General features: G+C 62.1%; 21 protein-coding genes. 5 read left to right on the top strand and 16 right to left on the bottom strand.

Annotation, left to right across the window (positions count from 1 at the left end; genetic code table 11):
* The first annotated feature begins 181 nt into the window (after positions 1-181).
* Positions 182-1339, top strand: coding sequence for an acetylornithine deacetylase (argE, locus tag BN1233_RS40755; protein WP_046869401.1), 1158 nt, complete (start codon positions 182-184; stop codon positions 1337-1339).
* A gap of 135 nt (positions 1340-1474) precedes the next feature.
* Here the strand turns inward: argE and BN1233_RS40750 are convergent, their stop codons facing one another.
* The 7 genes from BN1233_RS40750 to BN1233_RS40715 form a co-directional block, all read right to left on the bottom strand.
* Positions 1475-2434 (bottom strand): LysR family transcriptional regulator, encoded by a 960-nt coding sequence (locus BN1233_RS40750; protein WP_244470694.1) that lies wholly within the window; start codon positions 2432-2434, stop codon positions 1475-1477.
* A gap of 123 nt (positions 2435-2557) precedes the next feature.
* The gene (locus tag BN1233_RS40745; RefSeq protein ID WP_046869400.1) at positions 2558-3235 is read right to left on the bottom strand and encodes a DUF1028 domain-containing protein; all 678 of its coding nucleotides are present in this window, start codon (positions 3233-3235) and stop codon (positions 2558-2560) included.
* 18 nt (positions 3236-3253) lie between these two features.
* Entirely contained in the window at positions 3254-3670 is a 417-nt protein-coding gene (locus BN1233_RS40740; RefSeq protein ID WP_197094535.1) for a RidA family protein, read from the bottom strand.
* Positions 3671-3697: 27 nt separating this feature from the next.
* A complete protein-coding gene (locus tag BN1233_RS40735; RefSeq protein WP_244470693.1) occupies positions 3698-5170 on the bottom strand; it encodes a 4-hydroxyphenylacetate 3-hydroxylase family protein in 1473 nt (490 codons plus the stop codon).
* A gap of 143 nt (positions 5171-5313) precedes the next feature.
* The gene (locus BN1233_RS40730; protein ID WP_048707898.1) at positions 5314-6003 is read right to left on the bottom strand and encodes a HutD/Ves family protein; all 690 of its coding nucleotides are present in this window, start codon (positions 6001-6003) and stop codon (positions 5314-5316) included.
* Between the two features lie 131 nt (positions 6004-6134).
* Complete coding sequence (locus tag BN1233_RS48975) at positions 6135-7313, bottom strand: LysR substrate-binding domain-containing protein (RefSeq protein WP_063776628.1); 1179 nt, start codon at positions 7311-7313, stop codon at positions 6135-6137.
* Positions 7314-7559: 246 nt separating this feature from the next.
* Entirely contained in the window at positions 7560-7904 is a 345-nt protein-coding gene (locus BN1233_RS40715; protein ID WP_046869398.1) for a hypothetical protein, read from the bottom strand.
* A 122-nt stretch (positions 7905-8026) separates the two neighbouring features.
* Between BN1233_RS40715 and BN1233_RS40710 the strand changes: the two genes are divergently transcribed.
* Entirely contained in the window at positions 8027-8398 is a 372-nt protein-coding gene (locus tag BN1233_RS40710) for a hypothetical protein (RefSeq protein ID WP_046869397.1), read from the top strand.
* Between the two features lie 9 nt (positions 8399-8407).
* Here BN1233_RS40710 and BN1233_RS40705 read toward each other — a convergent pair whose 3' ends face one another.
* From BN1233_RS40705 to BN1233_RS40670, 8 genes are all read right to left on the bottom strand, one after another.
* Positions 8408-9226: an ABC transporter permease gene (locus tag BN1233_RS40705; protein WP_244470692.1), complete on the bottom strand. Its 819-nt coding sequence runs from the start codon at positions 9224-9226 to the stop codon at positions 8408-8410.
* A 20-nt stretch (positions 9227-9246) separates the two neighbouring features.
* Entirely contained in the window at positions 9247-10488 is a 1242-nt protein-coding gene (locus BN1233_RS40700) for an ABC transporter permease (protein ID WP_046869430.1), read from the bottom strand.
* 85 nt (positions 10489-10573) lie between these two features.
* Positions 10574-11629, bottom strand: coding sequence for an ABC transporter substrate-binding protein (locus BN1233_RS40695; RefSeq protein WP_046869395.1), 1056 nt, complete (start codon positions 11627-11629; stop codon positions 10574-10576).
* Positions 11630-11657: 28 nt separating this feature from the next.
* Complete coding sequence (locus BN1233_RS40690; protein ID WP_046869394.1) at positions 11658-12779, bottom strand: ABC transporter ATP-binding protein; 1122 nt, start codon at positions 12777-12779, stop codon at positions 11658-11660.
* A 625-nt stretch (positions 12780-13404) separates the two neighbouring features.
* Positions 13405-14619 (bottom strand): NAD(P)/FAD-dependent oxidoreductase, encoded by a 1215-nt coding sequence (locus BN1233_RS40685; protein ID WP_046869393.1) that lies wholly within the window; start codon positions 14617-14619, stop codon positions 13405-13407.
* A 3-nt stretch (positions 14620-14622) separates the two neighbouring features.
* Positions 14623-14940: a 2Fe-2S iron-sulfur cluster-binding protein gene (locus BN1233_RS40680; RefSeq protein WP_244470691.1), complete on the bottom strand. Its 318-nt coding sequence runs from the start codon at positions 14938-14940 to the stop codon at positions 14623-14625.
* Positions 14941-15126: 186 nt separating this feature from the next.
* A complete protein-coding gene (locus BN1233_RS40675) occupies positions 15127-16275 on the bottom strand; it encodes an aromatic ring-hydroxylating oxygenase subunit alpha (protein ID WP_046869391.1) in 1149 nt (382 codons plus the stop codon).
* A gap of 10 nt (positions 16276-16285) precedes the next feature.
* Entirely contained in the window at positions 16286-17440 is a 1155-nt protein-coding gene (locus tag BN1233_RS40670; RefSeq protein ID WP_046869390.1) for an aromatic ring-hydroxylating oxygenase subunit alpha, read from the bottom strand.
* Between the two features lie 134 nt (positions 17441-17574).
* Here BN1233_RS40670 and BN1233_RS40665 point away from each other — a divergent pair, with 134 nt between their 5' ends.
* The 3 genes from BN1233_RS40665 (at position 17575) to BN1233_RS46465 (ending at position 19659) form a co-directional block, all read left to right on the top strand.
* Positions 17575-18528, top strand: coding sequence for a LysR substrate-binding domain-containing protein (locus BN1233_RS40665; RefSeq protein ID WP_048707893.1), 954 nt, complete (start codon positions 17575-17577; stop codon positions 18526-18528).
* Positions 18529-18850: 322 nt separating this feature from the next.
* Complete coding sequence (locus BN1233_RS46470; protein ID WP_187144488.1) at positions 18851-19102, top strand: transposase; 252 nt, start codon at positions 18851-18853, stop codon at positions 19100-19102.
* 89 nt (positions 19103-19191) lie between these two features.
* Positions 19192-19659 carry a hypothetical protein gene (locus BN1233_RS46465; protein ID WP_082145945.1) on the top strand — a complete coding sequence of 156 codons (468 nt, stop codon included), beginning with the start codon at positions 19192-19194 and terminating at the stop codon, positions 19657-19659.
* A 16-nt stretch (positions 19660-19675) separates the two neighbouring features.
* Here the strand turns inward: BN1233_RS46465 and BN1233_RS48970 are convergent.
* Positions 19676-19954, bottom strand: a 279-nt coding sequence (locus tag BN1233_RS48970; protein WP_187144487.1) for a hypothetical protein, incomplete at its 5' end; no start/stop codon positions are given.

Here is a 19954-nt window from a genome sequence, read left to right as displayed (position 1 = left end):
GCGAATCATCCAACCGTGATCGCTGAGGTGCCGGAGAGGTTCACCCGAAGCAGGCCGACAGCGGGAGACTAGGTTTTGACGAACCTCAGAAATGCAAGCCCATCGCTTCGGAAAACCCGACGCAGATCGGCGTCGATGTCGGATATAACTGCTGCGTCGCCACTTGGAGCAGCATTCTCGCATGTCCTCGCCGCGCGCGCTCGAGATCCTCGACCGGCTCATCGCCTTTCCAACGGTAAGCCGGGATTCCAATCTCGATCTGATCGCCTACGTGCGCGATCTGCTGACCGCGATCGGTGCGACGATTCGCATCGTGCACAGCGCGGATGGCGCGAAGGCAAACCTCCACGCGATTCTCGGGCCTGCGGAGGCGCGCGGTATCCTCCTGTCAGGGCATACCGATGTCGTTCCGGCCCATGGCGACGGATGGACGAGTGATCCGTTCCGGCTGGCGATCAGAGGTGACCGGCTGTTCGGCCGCGGCACTGCCGACATGAAGGGCTTCATCGCCTGTGTGCTAGCCATGGCCGAGGAGGCTGCGGCACTCCGTCTGGCCCAGCCGCTCCAGATGGCATTCAGCTACGACGAGGAGATCGGCTGCGTCGGGGTTAGGCGACTGCTCGACGTGCTGGCGGGAGCGGCACATCTGCCGACCATGTGCATCGTCGGCGAGCCGACATCGCTCGAGACGGTGATCGCCCATAAGGGAAAGACCGCAGGGCGGGTGATCTGTCGTGGCAAGGAGTGCCATTCGAGTCATGCCCCGGAAGGGATGAATGCGATTTATCTTGCCGCCGAGATGATCGATGTCTTTCGTGCCATGCAAGACCGAATCGTGTCCGGCGGACGGCACGATTCGGAATACTCTATCCCCTTTACGACCGTGCATGTCGGCCTTATCCGGGGCGGCACTGCCCTGAACGTCGTGCCACGGGAATGTGTTCTGGATTTCGAGATCCGTAACCTGCCGACCGATGATCCCGCGGCGCTACTCGACGAGCTTTTCGACGAGGCGGCCTCTCTTACGCGGCGCGTCGAACAGAAAATCCCCGGGACGGGCGTCTCGCTGGAGATCGTCAATGCCTATCCGGGCCTGGAGACTGACCGGCAAGAAGAGGTTGTGCGCCTGGCGAGTCGCCTTACGGGAGCGAGCAATCAACGCAAGATCGCCTTCGGTACGGAGGGTGGCCTCTTTCACGAGAGGCTAGGTATTCCGACGGTCGTCTGCGGGCCAGGCGATATCCGCGACGCCCACAAGCCGGACGAATTCGTGTCGCGCGATCAACTCGATCAATGCATGGCGATGCTGCGCCGGCTGGTAAGCGAGCTCGCCGCTTGAGCCGCTCCGACGCAGATCGGTCGGAACGCACTGACAGCACGATGCTCGATGAATCGAGATGTTCCGTTGGCGGGATGACCGGGCGAGCGTCCTGGCGGTAATCGCTACATTCGCAGGGCGCGCATGTCTCTCACGTCAATCGTCCCACGGGGCCATGCCGGGTAGATTGTCTGTGGAGATGAGGGCGCGGCAGTGCTCCTCGAAGGCCTCCGCGGCGCGCGGCTTGCGCAGGCCCTTCAGCGATGCAATCCCGAGAATCATAGGCCTATATTCGCCCTGCAGGCGAATATAGGCGAGCGGCTTTCCATTTACCGCGGCCTTGTTAAGGGGCCGAGATGTCATAAGCGAGTAGCCGAAGCCGCTTGCGACATAACTGCGTACCGTCTCCGGATATTCGGAGCGAGCCCCAATGTTGGGTGTGATGCCCTCCCGGAGGAAGAGCGACATGAAATACTCGCGGCTGAGGGGAAGATCGAGGAGAATGTAGGGCTCAGCAGCGAGCTCTGCGAGCGCCAGCGAGGATCGCTCGGCGAGGGGGTGGTCGGTCGCCAGAAGAATGTACGTCGGCAACTCGGCGAGAGGTTCGAAATCCACCTCATTCGTAACGTTAAGCCCATACGTGACGGCAAGGCTGATCTCGGCGCGGCGGAGAAGAGCGAGGAGTTCCGCTTCGTTTCCTTCAGTCACACGCAGGTTGACGCCCGGATATTGGTCCAGAAAGCGCTTGCAGAGCTCGGGAATCAGAAGCGGTGAGAACGTCCGGAACGATCCAATGTGCAGTGGCCCTGTCGGCACGGTCGCGACCTCGTCGGCGACGCCGTGCAATTCCATGGCATGCTGCAGGACCGACTTCGCGGCTTGGAGGAAGCGCTCGCCCGCCGGGGTCAGGGACAAGCCCTGTGCATGATGCCGCACGAAGAGTTGAAGCCCGAATTCTGTTTCGAGCTGAGAAATCGCAGCCGATATGGACGGCTGCGAGATGTTGACCCGTTCCGAGGCGAGCGTGATACTCCCCGTCTCTCCGGCCGCAACGAAATACTGGAGCTGCCTGAGCGTGAAGCGTAACGAGAATGTCTGCGCGTCGGGTGTAATCACGGTCCCCAAGCCGAGCGACGTCCACGGTCGGGCGCCTGCCTATCTGGCGTCGCGCTCGACCGTGGGCGGGATGCGAAGGCGAATGATCATCCTCGGCCCCATGGCGTCAAGGGCAGTCTTGGATCACATATCTCCCGGTACACCGTAAGAGGGCGCCTTTGTCGGATTCAGGGCTCGGGTGACATAATCATCCATCTGTGGGAGCCAGAGGCGCCACAGGCTTTCGAGTTCCCCAATGGGGTCCGTTTCGTGCCAGTCGACTCGTAGATCGGCGATCGGCCATGCCACGTCGCGGACCAGAAGCATACCGATCGAATTGACTGGCCCTTCCTCGCCGCCAGCTTCCAGCGCGGCGCGCATGGCGCCGATCAGCCGATCTCCCAGGTGACGTCCCTCGGAAGCCTGGAACGCCTCGACCATCCGCACCGGGACATCCCGGTGAGCGAGGAGGTTTCCGGCGGCCACGACATTCTCGGCCTCGACGGTGCGGTAGGTTCCCAACGTCTTCGCTCCCGAGAAGGAAGCAGTGCGGCCTTGCCGGTCCACGAGGGTGAGCTGGCGATACTCGATATGCTGCGCGCCAGTCTTCAACTCCACGAGGGCCTCTGCAGCCGAAAGACCGGACGCCATGAGATCGAGGCCCCGAGGGCCAAGGGTAGGGTCGGTGATGTTCTGGGTCGCGACCGCCCCGACACCGCTGCGGGCGTGGGCGCAGCGCGCGGCTACGCAGGGACTGGAGGAGGATACCGTGATCCCGAACAGCCCAGTGCGTGCACAACGCGCCGAGATGGAGAATGTCATAGCGACCGATGCTCCTGCTCAGGCGTCCGGAATGACGGCCGTGACCTCGATCTCAACGACCCATTCGGGGCGCGCAAGAGCCGGAACGACGAGACCGGTCGAGCAGGGAAACACGCCTTTCAGCCACTTTCCCATCTCGCGGTACACGGCCTCGCGGTAGCGAACATCCGTGATGTAGACGACGATGCGGCAGATATGGCTGAGATCGCTGCCTGCCTCTTCGAGCAGCATCTTGATGTTTTCCATGGCCTTGCGGGCCTGGAGGCCCGGATCTCCCACATGAAGGCTCTCGCGGGTCTCGAGATCCTGCGAAACCTGGCCGCGCAGAAACACTGTCGTCCCACGGGCCACCACCCCTTGGGAGAGATCGTTGTCGAGCTTCTGCTCCGGATAAGTGTCCCGTGTATTGAACGGGCGAAGGCGCTTGTGAACCATGATAAGTCGTTCTCCAGATGCGTGAAATTATTCAGCGGCGATCTTCTGCCGGCCGTAGACTTGGTCAGACAGGCCGGCCGCCTCTTTCGTGAAGCGCAGTGGCTCGCTCCAGTCGAAGTTGCGGTAGACGGCCGCGAGATGCGCGAAAGGAGGCGATTGCGCAAAGAGCTGGAAGGTCAGTCGATGGCCCGCATAGTCCGAGTTGAGAAGATCGCGTGCGAATGCGAGGAGCTTGCGCCGGTCCTCCGACTGCCACTCATCGTTCAGGGTGTAGTATTTGGAGAGCCACTTGCCGGCTTCTGGATCGCGGAAACAGGCGGCGTCCGGGGTCACGCAGATCTGCCCACCGCACAACTCGCGAGCCAGATGTATCATCTCGTGCAGTTGCGAGCAGGCGAGCACCCGACCCGTCATCAGCAACGACTGATTGGGCATGAGCAGGCCCGCCGGGCTGCGCTCTGCGGTCGCGATGGCCGCAGTCAGATGGGCATTGATGCCTTCGCGATAGCAGGCGAGCGTCGCCAGCTTCTCCTGAACAGCCGGCTGCTTCTCGAGCCCGGTCTGCTTCACGTTCCAGAGCGCCGCGCCGATCATAAGGTCGGCCAGCTTGAGATTGCGCTGAACGAACGCAAATGCCGAATAGCGATGCAGCGTAGCGCGGATGAAGGCCGCCGCCCGCGTATGCTGATAGAAGAGCACATTTTCCCATGGGATCAGGACGTCGTCGTAGATCACGAGCACGTCGATCTCGTCGAACCGATTGGCGAGCGGATAATCCTCGATCGGCGCTCGGCCGGCGAACCCGGTTCGCGCGATGAAGCGCAGGTTGGGGGATGACAGATCGCAGATGAATCCGACGGCATATTCCGACAGCTTGTCGTCGCCCCAGTTGGCGATCGTCGGCTTCGCGAAGGCCTGGTTCGCATAGGCGGCGGCCGTCTCGTATTTAGCGCCGCGCACGACGATGCCGGCATCCGTCTCCTTCACGACGTGCAGCAGCATGTCGGGATCCTGGTCCTGCGGGCGCTTGGAGCGATCACCCTTCGGATCGGTGTTTGCCGAAACGTGGAAAGGATCGTTCTTGGTGACCAGAGAAATGTGGCGCGCGATATTCTCGGAGAAACGGGGGTCGACCTCCTTCAGGACATCCTGCCCGTCGTAGAGCGACCACATCTCGCCGACTGTCTCATCCCCGACGCGAGTCACAATACCGCGGACGTCCTCGAGGATCGTATCGGTAGCGCGCCGCTTGTCATGCCAATCCTGCTGGGTATAGGGGAGCTTCAGGCCGATGGCGAAACGCTCACCATCCTCCTCATAGGTCATGATGTCCCGATACTTCGCTTCGTGCGCCATATCGTAGATCCGCGCTCGGATATCGACGATCGGCTTGAACATGGGATGCGTCGTCACATCCTTGACGCGCTCACCATTGATCCAGACGCGCCGGCCGTCGCGAATGGAGTCACGGTACTGATTTCCGGTCCTGATCATGGCCATGCCTTTCCTGATTCCAGCAGGTGAGGGGAGGGAGTTGCTTCGGAACTGCCTCCTGTCCCGAGTATCGATTTCGAGCTTTCTGCGGAGCGCGGGCGAGCTCGAATGATGATGTGCCGAAGGAGGAGGTCCCTGTAAATTACGAGCTACGGATCTTCTGCTTCCGGAAATCCGATGCCGCACGAATCCGCGGCATCGTCGGCTGCCAGAGAAAAGGATCGCGAGACCGAGCCACCGACTCGGGTCAGGATTGCCAGCAGGGCTTCAGCACGGTCGTTTCCGGTAATACGAATACTGGCCGGTCCGGGCGAGACGAGGGTATCCCCGGCCTCCCCTCGGAGCACCGTTCCTTCGCTGCACGCCGACCACTGCCCGGCCACGAGGTAGAGGATCGAGAGCGCATCTCCCTGCAGCTCGATCGGGAGTGTTCTGCCCTGAAGCGGCAGGACCGATGCCATCCATCGCCCACGTCTCGTCATCACGTTCAGGACGCGTGTATCGCCATCGGGCAGGCGACTTCGAGGAGTCCTGGCGCTGTCGAACAGAAGAGGCTCCATGCGCGAGAGCGCTCGCGCGTCTCCATCGTCGAACACGAGAGACAACCGGCTCCGGCCGAGGCGCGTGATCCATCGGTCGACACCGGGAAAGGCAGAGAAAACGCTTTCGCTGACGATCGGCGCGAGACTGACGCGGATATCGAACGTTTCGTGCGACGAACCCTCCGGGAACAGGAAGACGTCGGAGGTCGTCCCGAGCCCATTCTTCCACGGCGTCAGGCGGTGTTCGCTCGGTGCAATGAGGCGGGGGCGTAGAAGGTCCGCCCGATGATCAGCCATGTCTTTCCTCTGATACGCTCACGCAGGGCATGTCCTGCCGGACCGATCATGCTGCGACACTTCCCGTTCGCCGATCATCCGATGCGAGGAGGGATCTCGAACGAATTTCCGAACGAGCATCGTGCGCGCTCTCAGAACAGGCCTTCCGATGCCCCGGTGCGAAAAAAGTCGCGACACTCGTCGATGAACGCTTGGGCGACATCGCTGAGTCGGGTCTGAGGCCGGCGCACGATCGAAACATAGCTGACTGGAGCCTCGCCCTCGAGAGGACGCGTCACCAGGGCGCGACCGTCATAGGTCATGTTGGAAGCGGGTTTTGTTGCAAGGAGGCTGTAACCGAGGCCATGCCCGACCATGCCCCGCACCATCTCGAAGGAACGGGTGCGAAGTCCGATCTTGGGTATCAGATCCTGCTGCTGGAAGATCGACAGGAAGTAATCGCCGCTCGGTGGCGCGTCGAGCAGGATCAGAGGCTCCCCGATCAGGTCCGCAGCCGGGATTGCCTTGAGCTCGGCGAGTGGATGGCCCTCCGGCAGCAGCACGTAAGGCTCGACATACCCGAGGCGCTCGACAGCGATGTCGTCACCCAGTTCGAAGTCGTACAGAAGGGCAACCTCAATCTCGCCCGCGCGAAGGGCCTCCATGATCTGGCGCTGATCGCCTTCGCGCAGTCGGATATCGCCCACCCGTCCGGCCCGTGCGAGCCGCTCCAGGACCTCCGGAAGAAGGTAGGGGCCAAAGGTGTGAAACGCTCCAACCTTGAGCGTTTCGGCGCTCGAAGGCTCCGGAGTCCGATAATTATCCACGCGCAAGGCGGTTCCATAGGCGCGGTTTGCGTAAATCAGGGGCGATCCCGAGCCTGCAGAGAAAACGTGCTCGACTGCTCCGAGTAGTACGTGGTGAGTCCCGACCTGATGACTGTTGATCAGCCGACAGTCGAACGCGACGAGCGGGTCGACCACACGCGGCGAGCCGGTCTTCTCGACTGTCCAGTCCGCACAGGAAAACTTGTCGCCGTCGGCCGTCTTGTAGCGACCGGCGAAGCTGTCGGAAATATAGGATTGATCGTCTCGCAGCACGTTCACGCAGAACACGCCATTGGCGAGTATGGCTCGAGCGGCTGGACTGAGGTGATGGACGCAGACGAGGAGCGTCGGCTGGGGCATGTCGGCGGAAACGGACGACATCGCGGAAACCGTTACGCCGGCGCGGCCGCCTGGTCCGTCGGTTGTCACCACGTTTACCGTGCAGGCCGCATGGCTCATCCCGCTGAGGAAGCGTTCACGGAGGCGAGGGTCGATATGATTCATGATCTGGCTCTGCCTGGAAGTTCAATATGATTGGTCTCTCCTCGGCCAGCGACCTGTCCGTCGTGCTTCCCAGACGAGGGACGGTACCCCGAGCAAATGAGCCCGACGCAGAAAGGCCGAGTGCTGGGCCGGCGACGTTGTAACGCGTCGGCCGGCAATGACCCGAAAGGGGCGCCGGTAGAATCACCGGTGCAGCGAGAAAAGCCTTCAACTCCGATTCTCAGCATTATGTCGCCGATCCCAGCATCAGGCGGCCTGGAAAGTTTCCGGCAGAGAGGGGGAAGTGTAAAATCGCAAGATCATGCCTTCTGCTTCGGGATTTCTGACCAATGGGAGCCGGAGCGGCCCTGATTCCAGGCTCTCGGCTTCGCGAAACTCAGGGAATTTGGAAGACCCGAGCAGGCGCCGCTTCATCTCGGAGATTACATATTGCTTGCGGCTGCCGAGCGTGACGGGAGTTCGAGCGCGTGCGGGATGCGAGCGCGTTTGGTTCAAACGGGGATCGATTCCGGGCACCGCCGCTGATGGTCTCGCAGGACAGCGGTCGCTTGATTGCAGGTCGGGCAACGGAGGGCTGCGGATCTGCTGCATGATTGATCCTGCTCAAAGATCAGCGGCGTGGAAGAGTGTAACAATGGCAAATCATCAGTAATCAGTCAGCGCGGTGCTACATGTCCGATCAACTTACGAACCTCCCAGGACGGCTTGTATCGATGCTTGGCTTTGGTCGGGGCAGGAACACGCCCGGTCGGGAACTGGCCGAATTCGGTGAAGACGAGCGTTTCAATCTGCTTCAGGAGCTGGGCGTCCGGAGCCCCGAAGTGGCGTGGTCGGGGAGAGTCAATACTCAGGCCTACCGTCTGCTTTCCGGTATGATGCAGGCGCTCGACATCAATCCCTCTCGGGTCTCACGGATGAAGAGCGACGATCTCTCTCAGGGCTGCCTCTTCTGTCCGCATGCGAGGCGCTGCTCGCGTGACCTCGCCGATGGGTCTGCGGCGAGAACGTACATGGACTACTGCCCGAATGCGAAAGTGCTGCAGGGCCTTTGTGCTCGGCACGCCCCGGTCCTCACGCCCGTCTGAGGGCCATCCTCATTCTATGTTGGCAGCAGCGCCGGCTGCCGGAGCACTACGGCCCCGCAGCCAGTCGATGGCCAGGAAGAGCACGATTGCGAAAATTGTGAGCAGGGCGGCCATGGCCAGAATGGACGGATTGATCTGGTCGCGGATGCCGGCCCACATCTGCCGCGGAATCGTTCTTTGTTCGGCGCCGCCGATGAACAGGATGACGACGACCTCGTCGAAGGAGGTCGCGAAGGCGAAGATCGAGCCTGTTGCGACCCCAGGCATGATGAGGGGCAGCGTGACACGGCGAAACGCGGTCCAGGGCGCCGCCCCGAGGGTGGCGGCCGCCCGCGTGAGATTACGGTCGAAGGCCATGAGCGTGGCCGTGACAGTGATGACGACGAAAGGGGTGCCGAGCGCCGTATGGGCGAGGATGACGCCGAGGTAGGTATTGGTCAGGCCGAGAGGCGCGAAGACGAGATAAAGGCTCACGGCGACGACGACGATCGGGATGATCATCGGAGAGATCAGCAGGGGCATGATCAAGCCGCGGAACGGGAACGTGGGTCGGCTGATTCCCATGGCGGCGAGCGTGCCGAGAACTGTCGCCAGGACGGTGCTCAGGAGGCCGATCACTAGGCTGTTGAGGAAGGCCCGCCGCCAATCCTCCGATGCGAACAGTGTCTCGTACCACCCGAAGGTGAAGCCCGACATTGGATAGGAGAAATAGGTGCTGTCGTTGAACGACAGCGGTACGATCACGAGGACCGGTATAACGAGGAAGCCGAGCACGAAGGCGGTGTAAATTCGAACTCCCCGCCGTGCCAGCCGCTCGGAAACCGTCATGGAGGCTTCGTTTTTCATCGCTAACCCAGCCGCAATCTGTCGACGCCGACGAAGTGGTTGAAGACGAAGTAGGCCGCCAGGGTGAACAGGACGAGGTAGACGGACAAAGCCGCCGCCAGCCCCCAGTTCAACTGTCGTTCCATCTGGATGGCGATCAACTGGCTGATCATCTCGTCTCCCCCGCCGCCGAGGAGAGCCGGGGTGATGTAGTAGCCGACGGCGAGGACGAACACGAGGAAGGTGCCCGTGCCGATCCCGGGAAGTGTCTGCGGGACGTAAATCCGGAAGAAGGCGGAGACCGGATGGGCTCCGAGCGACACCGCCGCGCGCTGATAGACCGGCGAGATTCCCCGCATGACCGCATAATTGGCCAGGATCATAAAGGGCAGAAGCACGTGGGTCATGCCGATGAGGACGCCGGTGCGATTGAACATCAGCGCAATCGGCGAGTCTGTCAGTCCTGCATTCATGAAAAGGCTGTTCACGACCCCGTTTGGCTGGAGGAGAACGTACCAAGCGGTGGTGCGAACGAGCAGCGATATCCAGAACGGCACGATGACGAAGATCATCAGGCGGTTGCTCTGCCGGGGCGGCAGCGTTGCGAGGAGATAGGCCACCGGATAGCCGAGGATGAGGCACAGCAGCGTGACCGTGCCACTGATTACGAAGGTCCGCTCGAATGCCGCGAGGTAGATCCTCTGGTGTTCGGGTACCTGTTCCACGCTACCGTTCGGGGCCGTCTGCAGGTCGACCGCGGTAAGCAGGAAATCGGGGGTGGCGCGGGCAGCAGCCCGCTTCAGGAGGCGCCAGGTCTCATGCTCGCTCCACCGGGTGTCGATTCTAGGCAAAATATCGGCCGCGTCTCCGGTGGGGGACCTCTCGAGCTGGCGTGCGGTTTTAAGGAGAAGGCTCCGGAATCCCGGATCATAATTGTTGAGGCGGCGGCCGGCCTGAACCAGGGTGCCGTCACTGACTGCGCGCCGGATGTCCTGCGCCAACGCGTCATAAGCCACTGGGCCGGGGAGGTCGGAGCCATCCCAGTCATCGAGTGTCCTGGTCAGGTTGGGAAGGATGGTGCTGACCTCGTCGCTCGCCACGCTGCGCCACAGCAAGGACGTGATCGGATAGACGAAGGTTGCCAGCAGGAAAATCAGGAGTGGCAGGGCGAGGGCCAGGGCACGCAGCGATTCACGCCGCCGCGCGGCGCGGTAGCTTACCATGCTTTCGCGGGGGTGGTCTTTGACCGCCAGATCAGCCAGCATGATTCGTGCTTCGCTCGTCGTCACGGTTGCGCCCTCGCTGGACAGAAAGGTTAGGCGCCCCGCCGGAGCGGGGCGCCGACCGGCCTTACTGGCCGAGCCAGGTCAGAAAGCGGCTGTTGAGGCTGTCGAAATTATCCGCCCAAAATTCCGCATCGATCTGGAGCGCGTTCTTGAAGTTGTTCGGCGCCGTCGGGAGATGCGGCAAGATCTCCGCATTAACCTTCTCGATTGCTGATTTGCGAGGCGGTGCATACGCGATGAAGTTAGACAGCTTCCAGATGTTATCCGGCTGCGAGGCGTATGCGATGAACTTCTCGGCCGTCTTCGCATGGGGGGCACCCGTCGGGATTCCCCACCATTCGTAGTCATAGATCTGACCGTCCCAAACGATTGTGAAGGGGCGCTTGTCCTTGACCTGGGCGTCGCGGATCCGGCCATTATAGGCCATGGTCATCACCACGGCGCCGTCTGCCAGAAGCTGCGGGGGTTGTGAGCCGGCTTCCCACCAGACGATTGAGTTCTTGATCGTCGAAAGCTTCTTGAACGCCTGATCCTGGCCTTTCGGCGTGCCGAGCGTCTCGTAAACCTTATCGGCGGGAACGCCATCAGCCAGCAGTGCCCATTCCAGCGCTCCCTTGGGAGTCTTCCTGAGGCCGCGCGAGCCGGGGAACTTCGCCGTATCGAAAAAGTCCTCGATCTTCGTCGGCGGAGTCTTCAGCTTCGTGTTGTCGTAGGCGAAGACGGTAGACCACACCATTGATGCAACGGTGCACGGCAGGACGGCGCCTGGAATGAAATCGGATTTGTCACCGAGAATGGCCGGGTCGAGCTTTTGCAGGAGACCTTCGGCGCAGCCGTTGATCGCGTCGTTGGACTCGAGATCGATCACGTCCCATGTCGTATTCTTCGCTTCCACCATGGCCCTGAGCTTCGCCAGGCCACCGTCATACTGCTCCTTGACGAACTTGACGTTCTCGGACTTGGCGAAAGGCTCGAAGTAAGCCTTGGTCACCGCGTCTTCGAAAGCCCCACCGAACGTTACGATCGAGAGCGTTTCTTCGGCGGCTGCCGGGAAGGCTAGGCAACACCAGCTTGCAGCGGCCAGAAGTGCCGTTCTGATACGGAATTGTCTTGGCGTCATGTTCTCTCCTTGGGCTCCTCGGGTCACGTTATGAATGCCTGGTTATCTCCATGGGTACGATTTTGCAGTCGTCCCAATGCCAGGCAACGGTCACTGTCTGCCTGCTGTCGGGCAGCAGATCCCGTTGGGTGTTCGGGACTTTGATGATGAAGCTCTTCTCGTTCCCCGTCGCGAGAAAGATCCGCCGGTGGTCACCGCAATAGACGATGTCCTCGACAGTGCCCGAAATCGAATTGTTCGTGCAAGAATGATCGGTGCCGACGTAGACGCGCTCTGGCCGGAGCGCCAGGAGAGCCTGCTTGCCGGCGGTGACACCAGTTCCGGTCTTGCCCCGGAGCGTTGCTCCGCAGGAGAGCTCCATTGTTGCATAATCCGCATCCACCGACGTCACGTGGCCGACCAATCCGTTGTTCTCGCCGATGAACTCGGCGACGAAGGCATTCTCCGGATCCTCGTAGAGCTCGGAGGGCGGAGCGATCTGCTGGATGGCGCCGAGATTGAAAACGGCGACGCGGTCCGACATCGTCAACGCTTCCGACTGGTCATGCGTCACATACACGATCGTGACGCCGAGCCGGCGGTGCAAGCGCTTGATTTCGTATTGCATCGCCTCGCGCAGGCTTTTGTCGAGCGCGCCGAGTGGTTCGTCCATCAGCACGAGACGGGGCTCGAAAACAAGCGCACGAGCCAGCGCGACACGCTGTTGCTGACCGCCAGACAGTTGCGCCGGCTTACGCTCGCCGAGGTGGCGAAGCTCGATCATATCGAGGGCGCGCCCGACCCGCTCCTGCTGCTCCGCACGGGGCACGCCGCGCACGGAGAGAGGAAAGGCGATGTTCTCGGCGACCGTCATGTGCGGAAACAGAGCATAGTTCTGAAAGACCATGCCGAGTTCGCGACGGTGCGGAGGAAGTTCGTTGAGGCGTTTATTCCCCAGACGAATCGTGCCCCCGCTCGGCGCCTCGAAGCCGGCCAGCATCATCAGAGTGGTGGTCTTGCCTGATCCCGAGGGGCCGAGCAGGGAAAGGAACTCGCCTTGCTGAATCTCGAAATTCAGGTCCTTGATGACGTAGCTGATGCCATCATAGCTCTTGTCGATGTGCGAAAAGGTGACCAGCGGGCTCGATGCCGGTCGGGAGTCCGTGAGCATCTCGTGGCAAATCCCTGAAATCGAGTGCGGTCCGGGCGAGGGGCCACACCTCTCTAGCGCGCGAGGCAAGTGTGCTTTCGTCCGGCGATGACGCCTATTCGATTTTTCCGATGCAGGGCAAAGGAAATTCCGGGCCACCGGTCGGCGCGGCCGCCGCAGGGGCACGGCGCGCATCCCGTTCAGAGTGCAAGAATCCAGTCATGCTGGGGGGCGCCTTCACTATCGCGTCAAAAACGGCCTCGAGGGAGGATTCATGCCAGAGAGGGGAGAAAACCGAGCATTTTGCTCCGCTGCTCAGAGACGGGTGCAGAGCCGAGACCTGGGTCCCGAGTGCGGTGTCCGCACTGGATCGGCTCCCGCACCGGTCGGTGGTCGGTGACCAGAGAGTTCTCGACAATGTGCGTGGTGTCGTGCCCCGGGCCAAAAGCGTAAGGCTACGTCCTTGCGAGCGAGCAGCACAGCGCTCCGACCGGTTCAGCAAAATGGCCGAAGCGCCTGAGACGCCTTTATTCGATCGGGCTTCCCGCGTCGGGTTTGTCGGACTGCTTCTCGAGCCGATCGGAAGTTGGCGGGTGATGCGGGAGGCTTCGCCGTCATCCGCCTCGTGTCTCATGTATTCCGATCATCATTGGAGGGCGGAGTTCAATGAATAACCTGGATCTGCCACGGCGGACAGGGTCGGGTGTATTCCGGCCTGGATCAGCTTGCGGCCGACCATGTAGCTCGCCGGATCGTTGATCGCGTCGACTGCCAGGAGCGAATCTTCCCGGAAATACCAGATGGACTGCGCCCCCTCGCGCTTGCCCGGGCGCACGATTGTCCTATCATAGCCGGTGTTGAGTCCGGCGATCTGGAGCTTCGTTTCGTACTGGTCCGACCAGAACCAAGGCTTGGGGCAATAGGGCTCTGGATGTCCTGCAAGCGAAAGAGCGGCCGCCTCACCTTGATCAATGGCGTTCTGGACCGACTCGAGCCGGATGCGGCGACCTTTGTAGGGAAAGCTCGTGCAGTCGCCGGCCGCAAAGATGTGTGGGTCGCTCGTCCGGCAGTATTCGTCGACCGCGATCCCGTTGTCGACGGTCAGCTCCGCTTGGACTGCGAGATCGTCCGCGGGTGAGATGCCGATTCCGACCAGAACGAAATCGACCGGGAGTTCCGTGCCATCGGTCAGAATGGCGCTCTCGACGCGTTCCGAACCGGCCAGCCGCAGGAGACCCGTATCTTCGCGCAAATCCACGCCCTGCTGTAGATGCAAGGCGCGAAAATAATCGGCCGTCGCTTCCGCCGCCACACGCTGCAGGATTCGGGGCGCAACCTCGAGCAGCGTGACCCGGAGGCCCATCCTAGCCGCGACGGCCGCTGCCTCGAGGCCAATATAGCCGCCGCCGACAATCAGCAGACGTCGTCCGGGCTCGAACTCCTTGCGCATATCGTTGACGTCAGCAATGCACCGAAGCGTGTAGACGCCTTTGAGGGCGCCGCCTGCCGCTACAGGCAAACGCCGTGGCTTGCTGCCAGTGCAGAGCACGAGGTCACCGTAGGCGATGGACTCGCCATGTTCGAGCATCAGCCGCCGTGCTGCACGGTCGATCGCGGCGGCAGACGTAACGAGATGCAGGGTGACTCCCTGGTCTTCGAACCATTCGCGTGATCGGAGCGACAGCCGGTCCTTGTCGATCTCGCCGGTCAGGTATTTCTTCGAAAGCGGTGGGCGCTGATAGGGAAGCGCCGGCTCCGAACCGATGAGCGCGATCGGACGCGACGGATCCAGCGACCGGAGCTTCGCGATGAGAGCGACAGCTGCCTGACCGCCACCGACGATGACGATACCATGCGACATCGTTCAGGCTCCGGGCACGTAGAGAACGAGACCATCGAGTCCCGCATGCGCGCGCAATTGGCAACTCAATCGGCTGTTCGGCCGCCGGCCCGCCTCGACCAAGTCGAGCATGTCTTCTTCGAGGACCGTCGGACTTCCCGCGGCCGTCACCCAGGCATCGTCGACCACGACGTGACAGGTCGCACAGGCGAGCGAGCCTCCGCAATCACCGAGAATGCCATCAACTCCATTCGCGAGCGCGGCTTCCATTAACGTGTGGCCTTCGGCTACCTCGGCGCTGATCTCGGCGCCGCTTTCCGTCTTCCAGGTGATCGTCGGCACGACGTTCTCCATCAACCTTGAGAGTGTAGCGTTTCTCCTTACCCGGCTGCTGTGCAGCTGACCCTCTCTGGGGGAGAGGTGACGTGCGGGTGATACCCTCGTCACATCTCCCTAGACGGGAGAGGTCACCCCGAAGGGGTGGGTGAGGGGTAGTGCGACGTCTCCGGTGTGCCTCTCGCGAAAAGATCACGCCCCTATGCCGGCCGCGAGTTTCATCACGGGCGGTGGCGCCACCTTCCGGGCCAGATAGCGATAGAAGTCCCAGATCGTCCCCTCATAGTCTTTCGGAGCGAGCGGGCCGGATGGGGCATGGCGCGAGCCGAGTGCTTTCTGCATCTTCTCGAGCTTCTCGCGATCCTCGCGATTCACTTCGTTCCACAGAGCGATCCGCTGGTCGATCTCGTCCTTCGTGAGCTCGTCACCAAAAGTCGACATCGTCCAGCGCACGCGAATGAGATCGACCGCGACGGGCTGCAGCGAGAAGGAGACGAGAAGACTCGCGGCCTGGCTCGCGACCTGTGCCGGAAAAAGGCAGAACAGCGTGGAACGCTTGCGCTCCTCCTCAGTCAGCGTGGGAGCGCCGCTCCCGCGCGACGGGATGTCGTCGGGGTAGTTCGCGCAATAGCTCGTGAAGGCATCGTCCGACATCGACTTCCGGCTCAGCCCGGTCGGCGTATAGGGATGCAGCGTTTCCGGATGAACGATCGAGAGGTGGTAAGCCTCCATGAAGTTCTCGACGAGGCACTTCCAGTTCGTGCGCCACTCTTCCTCGACCACGTGGACGATCCGCATCTCGGCGGTCTGGTAGTTCTGAAGGAGATGTTCAAGCCGCTGCAGCTTCGGTGCGAGAGGCAAGGCATCGTCGTCAAGATTGACGTAAATGAACCCGTTCCAGATCTCGCTGCGGAATTCCGGAAGCCGGCAGGTGTCGGGCGTCACGCCTTTGTCCCGCATGCGTGGTGCGTTGGCGAGCTTACCGTCGCGATTGTAGCTCCACGCATGGTAGGAGCAGACGAAGCGGCGGGTCGAGCCTGATCCTTCCGCGAGTGGCATGCCGCGGTGGCGGCAGACATTGGAAAGAACGCGGATCCGCTGATCGTCGCCACGCACGACCAGGAGGGGTTCGTTGAGAAGAGTGGTGGTGAAGTAGTCGCCCGGGCGCGCAACCTCATCCGCGCGCCCGAGGCAATGCCATTCCTTCGAAAGGAATTTCTCGACCTCGTAGGCGAAATACTCGGCCGATGTGTAGAAATGCCCGGGCAGGCACTGGGCCGAGAACTCGGGCAGGCCGGCGATGGACGCCAGCTCTTCGTTCATTGCGGTGGTTTTGCTCATCGCGCCGCCCTCACTCGGCCGCGACGGCGAACTGCCGATCGAAGCCGGCGGTGCGCTCGGCGACGTACTGCATGAAATCGTAGATCGGGCGCTCGAGATAGGAGAGGTGGCCGGGCTTGGCGGCGCCCGCATTGAGCCCCTTGAAGACTTTCTCGGTGCAGCCGCGGTCCTCGACGTTGACCTCGTCGAGGAGCGCCTTCAGGGCAGAGACGTACTCACCTGCCTTGGGATCGGCCATGAATTCGGGCGAAAGGCCACCTCCATAGGTGATGTGCACCTGGCCCGTCCCCTTGGGGTGGAGCGACAGATACCAGAAGTAGCCGGGTGTCAGAGTGATGAGGTGGCTCGGATAGATCGCCAGGAGCGCCGTCGTCTTGCGCCAGTGACCCTCGAGGCGCATGTTGTCCGGATGGGCATTGCCGATCGCGAGAGAGGCTTCCTTGGTGATCCAATGATAGTTGAAGGCCGGGAGGCCCGGAGGGCAAACCATCTCCTCGAGCCTGGAATGCGGGCCTACCGTTGCATGGTGGCAGACCGGCAGATGGTAGCTCTCCATGAAGTTCTCGGCGAGCACCTTCCAGTTGGTGTCCCAGACATGAGTCTCGCGGAAGGACTCCGCGTAGTTCTCCATGCCGTACTGCGCGATCATCCCTTCGAGCGGCCGCAACTGCTCGGCGACGCTCGGCCGCTCGGGATCGAGCGTGATGTAGATCCAGCCGAGCCACTCCTCGCAGCGGATCTGCGGCAGCACGTAATCCTCTTTGCAGAAGCCCGTCGTCTCCTTCATCAAGGGGGCACCGCGCAGGGTGCCATCCAGGTTGTAGGTCCAGGCATGGTACGGGCAGACGATGCTGCGGGTGTTGCCTGAGCCTTCCAGCAGGGTCGACATCCTGTGGAGGCAGACATTCGACATGGCACGAAGGGTGCCTTCCCGATCCCGCAGGACAATGACCGGCTGGCCGGCGAGGTCGTAGGTCATGTAGTCGCCGGGCTTGCCGAGAGCGCTGGCCCGCCCGACGCAGATCCACTCGCGTCCGAAAATCGATTCCAGCTCACGAGCCAGGAATGCCTCGCTCGTATACACGCTCGGCGGCATGGCGACGGCGTCCCTGAAGGGCCGGCTTGCGGTCCGAAGCAGCTCGGCAACAGGTTCGATGATCCCCATGGATAGCGCCTCTCTTGCTCTGCCGGGTCGTGAACCGGCACCCGACCCTGCGGGTCGCCTAATTTCACCTGGATGCTAGCTCGGGCTTGAACAGGAAGAAAACCTAAATATCCTCCATATCAGGAAGGATAAATATGGTTCGATACACGCTCCGTCAGTGCGCCTATTTCCGGGCGGTCGCCGAGCATGGCGGGATCGCCCAGGCGGCACGGGCGCTCAACATCTCACAGCCGTCAGTCGCGCAGGCAGTCGAGAAGCTCGAGGCCGTGACAGGGCTGAAGCTCTTCGACCGACACCATGCCCGTGGTGTAAGCCTCACGACGCAGGGACGGCTCTTTCTCGATCATGTCACTGCTCTCGAGAGACAGGCTGAGCAGGTGGCGCGCGAGGCGGCCGCACTCGCCTCGGAGATGGCCGGCGAGATTCGCCTCGGCTGCTTCTTCACTCTCGCACCGTTCTACATGGCCGGCCTGATCCGCTCGCATCTGGCTGCATTCCCCGGTGTGCGTGTGCGCTCCTGCGAAATGCACATGACCGAACTCGCGGAAGCCGTCCGCGAGGGGAGGCTCGACCTCGCGCTTACCTACGACCTCGGTGCCGATCTCCGAGGTCTCGCGCTGGCCGAGCTCGCTTCTCTGCGGCCGATGGTCATCATCGGCGCTGACCATCCGCTCGCCGCGGGCCGCTCGGTTCGGCTGAAGGATCTCGCCGGCCAGCCTTATGTGATGTTCGAGGGTCCAGGGAGCCGAGAATATTTCGAGGCCCTTCTCGCCGAGAATCATATCTCGCCGCCGGTCGCTTATTCGTCGACATCGCTCGAGGCGGTCAGGAGCGCAGTCGGGAATGGCTTCGGCTTCACGGTTCTGGTAATGCGGCCGAACAATTCCGTGACGTATGACGGCAAGCGGCTGAAGGTCCTACGCATCCAAGAGGAGGTCCGGCGGCTCCGCATTGTGCTCGCCTCGCGTAGCCGTCGGGCCAGTGGATCAATCGTCAACCGCTTTATCGACCACGCCTGCCGCTATTTCGAGCGGGAGGCGCTCCGCTCGGTCGGGATAGATGAAGACAGGCCCGTGGAGGCACGGTGAGGGGGAGGACAAAAGATCTAAGCCAGAGTATTGACCAAGCTGGAGAGCCCAGCATTACTGAAGATCGGACTGGGATCTGCTATGGCTGACTCGCTCAACTATTTTGAAAAACCAAGCTTAGTTCCAATGGCGTCCCTAGCATCTTTGTATGGCGATCTCGACGGCTGAGATATGGACAGAGTTTGAATAGCGGCAGCGGGCCACACCTGAGGCTTCGATCTGCCAAACCCTGCGTGCCGGACTGCCAGTGTGCGGCTCGACTGTTCCCCTCCGCCTACTCTCTCATACCAAAGAGAATGCCGCCCGGCGCGCCGAAGCGGGTGTGTCAGAGGAGATCCGCTTCATCACCAAGCCCAAACTCGGACAGGCGATGCTTGCGCGGGCCTTCGCGGCCGGGGTGCCGCGCGCCTGGGTGGTGGGGGACAGTGGCTACGGCGCCGATCACCAGGCGCGCCGGTTGATCGAGGCGCACGGGCGCAGCTCCGTGCTGGCCGTGACCTCGGCCCAACGGTCTGACGCAAGCCGGTCGAGGCTTGGCTCGAGGATGGGCCCGCCCGGGGCTGGACGCGGCTGAGCGCCGGCGATGGGGCAAAGGGGCCACGGCTGTATGACTGGGCCTACCTGCCCTATGGCGCTCCGCCGACCGGCTGGCAGTCCGGCCTCTTGATCCGGCGCAAGAAGGGGCGGCCACACCAGTTCACGTTCTATGTCACCTGGGTGCCGGCCGAGACCCCCCGATCGACGCTGGTGCGGGTGGCCGGGATGCGCTGGACGATCGAGAACTGCTTCGAGGAGGCCAAGGGCGAGACCGGACTGGATGAGTATGAGGTGCGCTCGTGGACGGGCTGGCACCGGCACATCACGCTCGCCATGCTGGCGCATGCCTATCTCGCGGTGGTGCGAAAGCACGCCATCCGGGGAGAGGAGCCCGTCACGTGTGCCGCGAGGCTTCTGCTCTTCACGGTGCCGGAAGTCCGGCGGCTGCTCTGGCATCTGGTCTGGGAGCAACCGCCCGTGATGGCCGCCATCGTGCACTGGTCCACCTGGCGCCGCCACCAGCAACGTGCCCGCGAATGCCATTGGCGCACGCGCACCCGCTCACGACGGCACCAGCGCAAACTCCGGCTGTAATACTAAAGTCGTTGGTTCAGCTTCGCCATTCCTGTGCCTCCGCTTGCGATGCTTTGCAGGCTTCGCAGACGAGCGCAGCTGCAAAATCCGCCGCGGCGGCGAGTTCTGCCTGTGCGACCTTGTCCCGCGTGTCCGCCGACGTGAGGACCAGCCTTAGGTTAGATGCAGGATCATCAAATCCAGCTACGAGCCGGAAGGCGGGAATGCCCGCAAGCGCGAAGTTCGCGTGGTCGGAGTTAACCATCAGCGGGCGCACGCAGCGCAGGCTGTGGCCATGAGCTTCCGCGGTCTTCAG

It is taken from the genome of Microvirga massiliensis (assembly GCF_001006805.1).
GTDB lineage: Bacteria > Pseudomonadota > Alphaproteobacteria > Rhizobiales > Beijerinckiaceae > Microvirga > Microvirga massiliensis.
Note: the sequence above shows the minus strand (reverse complement) of the source record. Positions and strands in the feature narration are given on the sequence as shown.

Coding starts and splice junctions, on each gene's coding strand:
- BN1233_RS40735 (WP_244470693.1), bottom strand. CDS start 5,170: ATGGCCATGATCAGGACCGGAAATCAGTACCGTGACTCCATTCGCGAC.
- argE (WP_046869401.1), top strand. CDS start 182: ATGTCCTCGCCGCGCGCGCTCGAGATCCTCGACCGGCTCATCGCCTTT.
- BN1233_RS40685 (WP_046869393.1), bottom strand. CDS start 14,619: ATGTCGCATGGTATCGTCATCGTCGGTGGCGGTCAGGCAGCTGTCGCT.
- BN1233_RS40690 (WP_046869394.1), bottom strand. CDS start 12,779: ATGCTCACGGACTCCCGACCGGCATCGAGCCCGCTGGTCACCTTTTCG.
- BN1233_RS48975 (WP_063776628.1), bottom strand. CDS start 7,313: ATGAATCATATCGACCCTCGCCTCCGTGAACGCTTCCTCAGCGGGATG.
- BN1233_RS40665 (WP_048707893.1), top strand. CDS start 17,575: ATGGTTCGATACACGCTCCGTCAGTGCGCCTATTTCCGGGCGGTCGCC.
- BN1233_RS40705 (WP_244470692.1), bottom strand. CDS start 9,226: ATGACGGTTTCCGAGCGGCTGGCACGGCGGGGAGTTCGAATTTACACC.
- BN1233_RS40670 (WP_046869390.1), bottom strand. CDS start 17,440: ATGGGGATCATCGAACCTGTTGCCGAGCTGCTTCGGACCGCAAGCCGG.
- BN1233_RS40695 (WP_046869395.1), bottom strand. CDS start 11,629: ATGACGCCAAGACAATTCCGTATCAGAACGGCACTTCTGGCCGCTGCA.
- BN1233_RS40740 (WP_197094535.1), bottom strand. CDS start 3,670: ATGGTTCACAAGCGCCTTCGCCCGTTCAATACACGGGACACTTATCCG.
- BN1233_RS40730 (WP_048707898.1), bottom strand. CDS start 6,003: ATGGCTGATCATCGGGCGGACCTTCTACGCCCCCGCCTCATTGCACCG.
- BN1233_RS40700 (WP_046869430.1), bottom strand. CDS start 10,488: ATGCTGGCTGATCTGGCGGTCAAAGACCACCCCCGCGAAAGCATGGTA.
- BN1233_RS40715 (WP_046869398.1), bottom strand. CDS start 7,904: ATGCAGCAGATCCGCAGCCCTCCGTTGCCCGACCTGCAATCAAGCGAC.
- BN1233_RS40710 (WP_046869397.1), top strand. CDS start 8,027: ATGCTTGGCTTTGGTCGGGGCAGGAACACGCCCGGTCGGGAACTGGCC.
- BN1233_RS40745 (WP_046869400.1), bottom strand. CDS start 3,235: ATGACATTCTCCATCTCGGCGCGTTGTGCACGCACTGGGCTGTTCGGG.
- BN1233_RS40675 (WP_046869391.1), bottom strand. CDS start 16,275: ATGAGCAAAACCACCGCAATGAACGAAGAGCTGGCGTCCATCGCCGGC.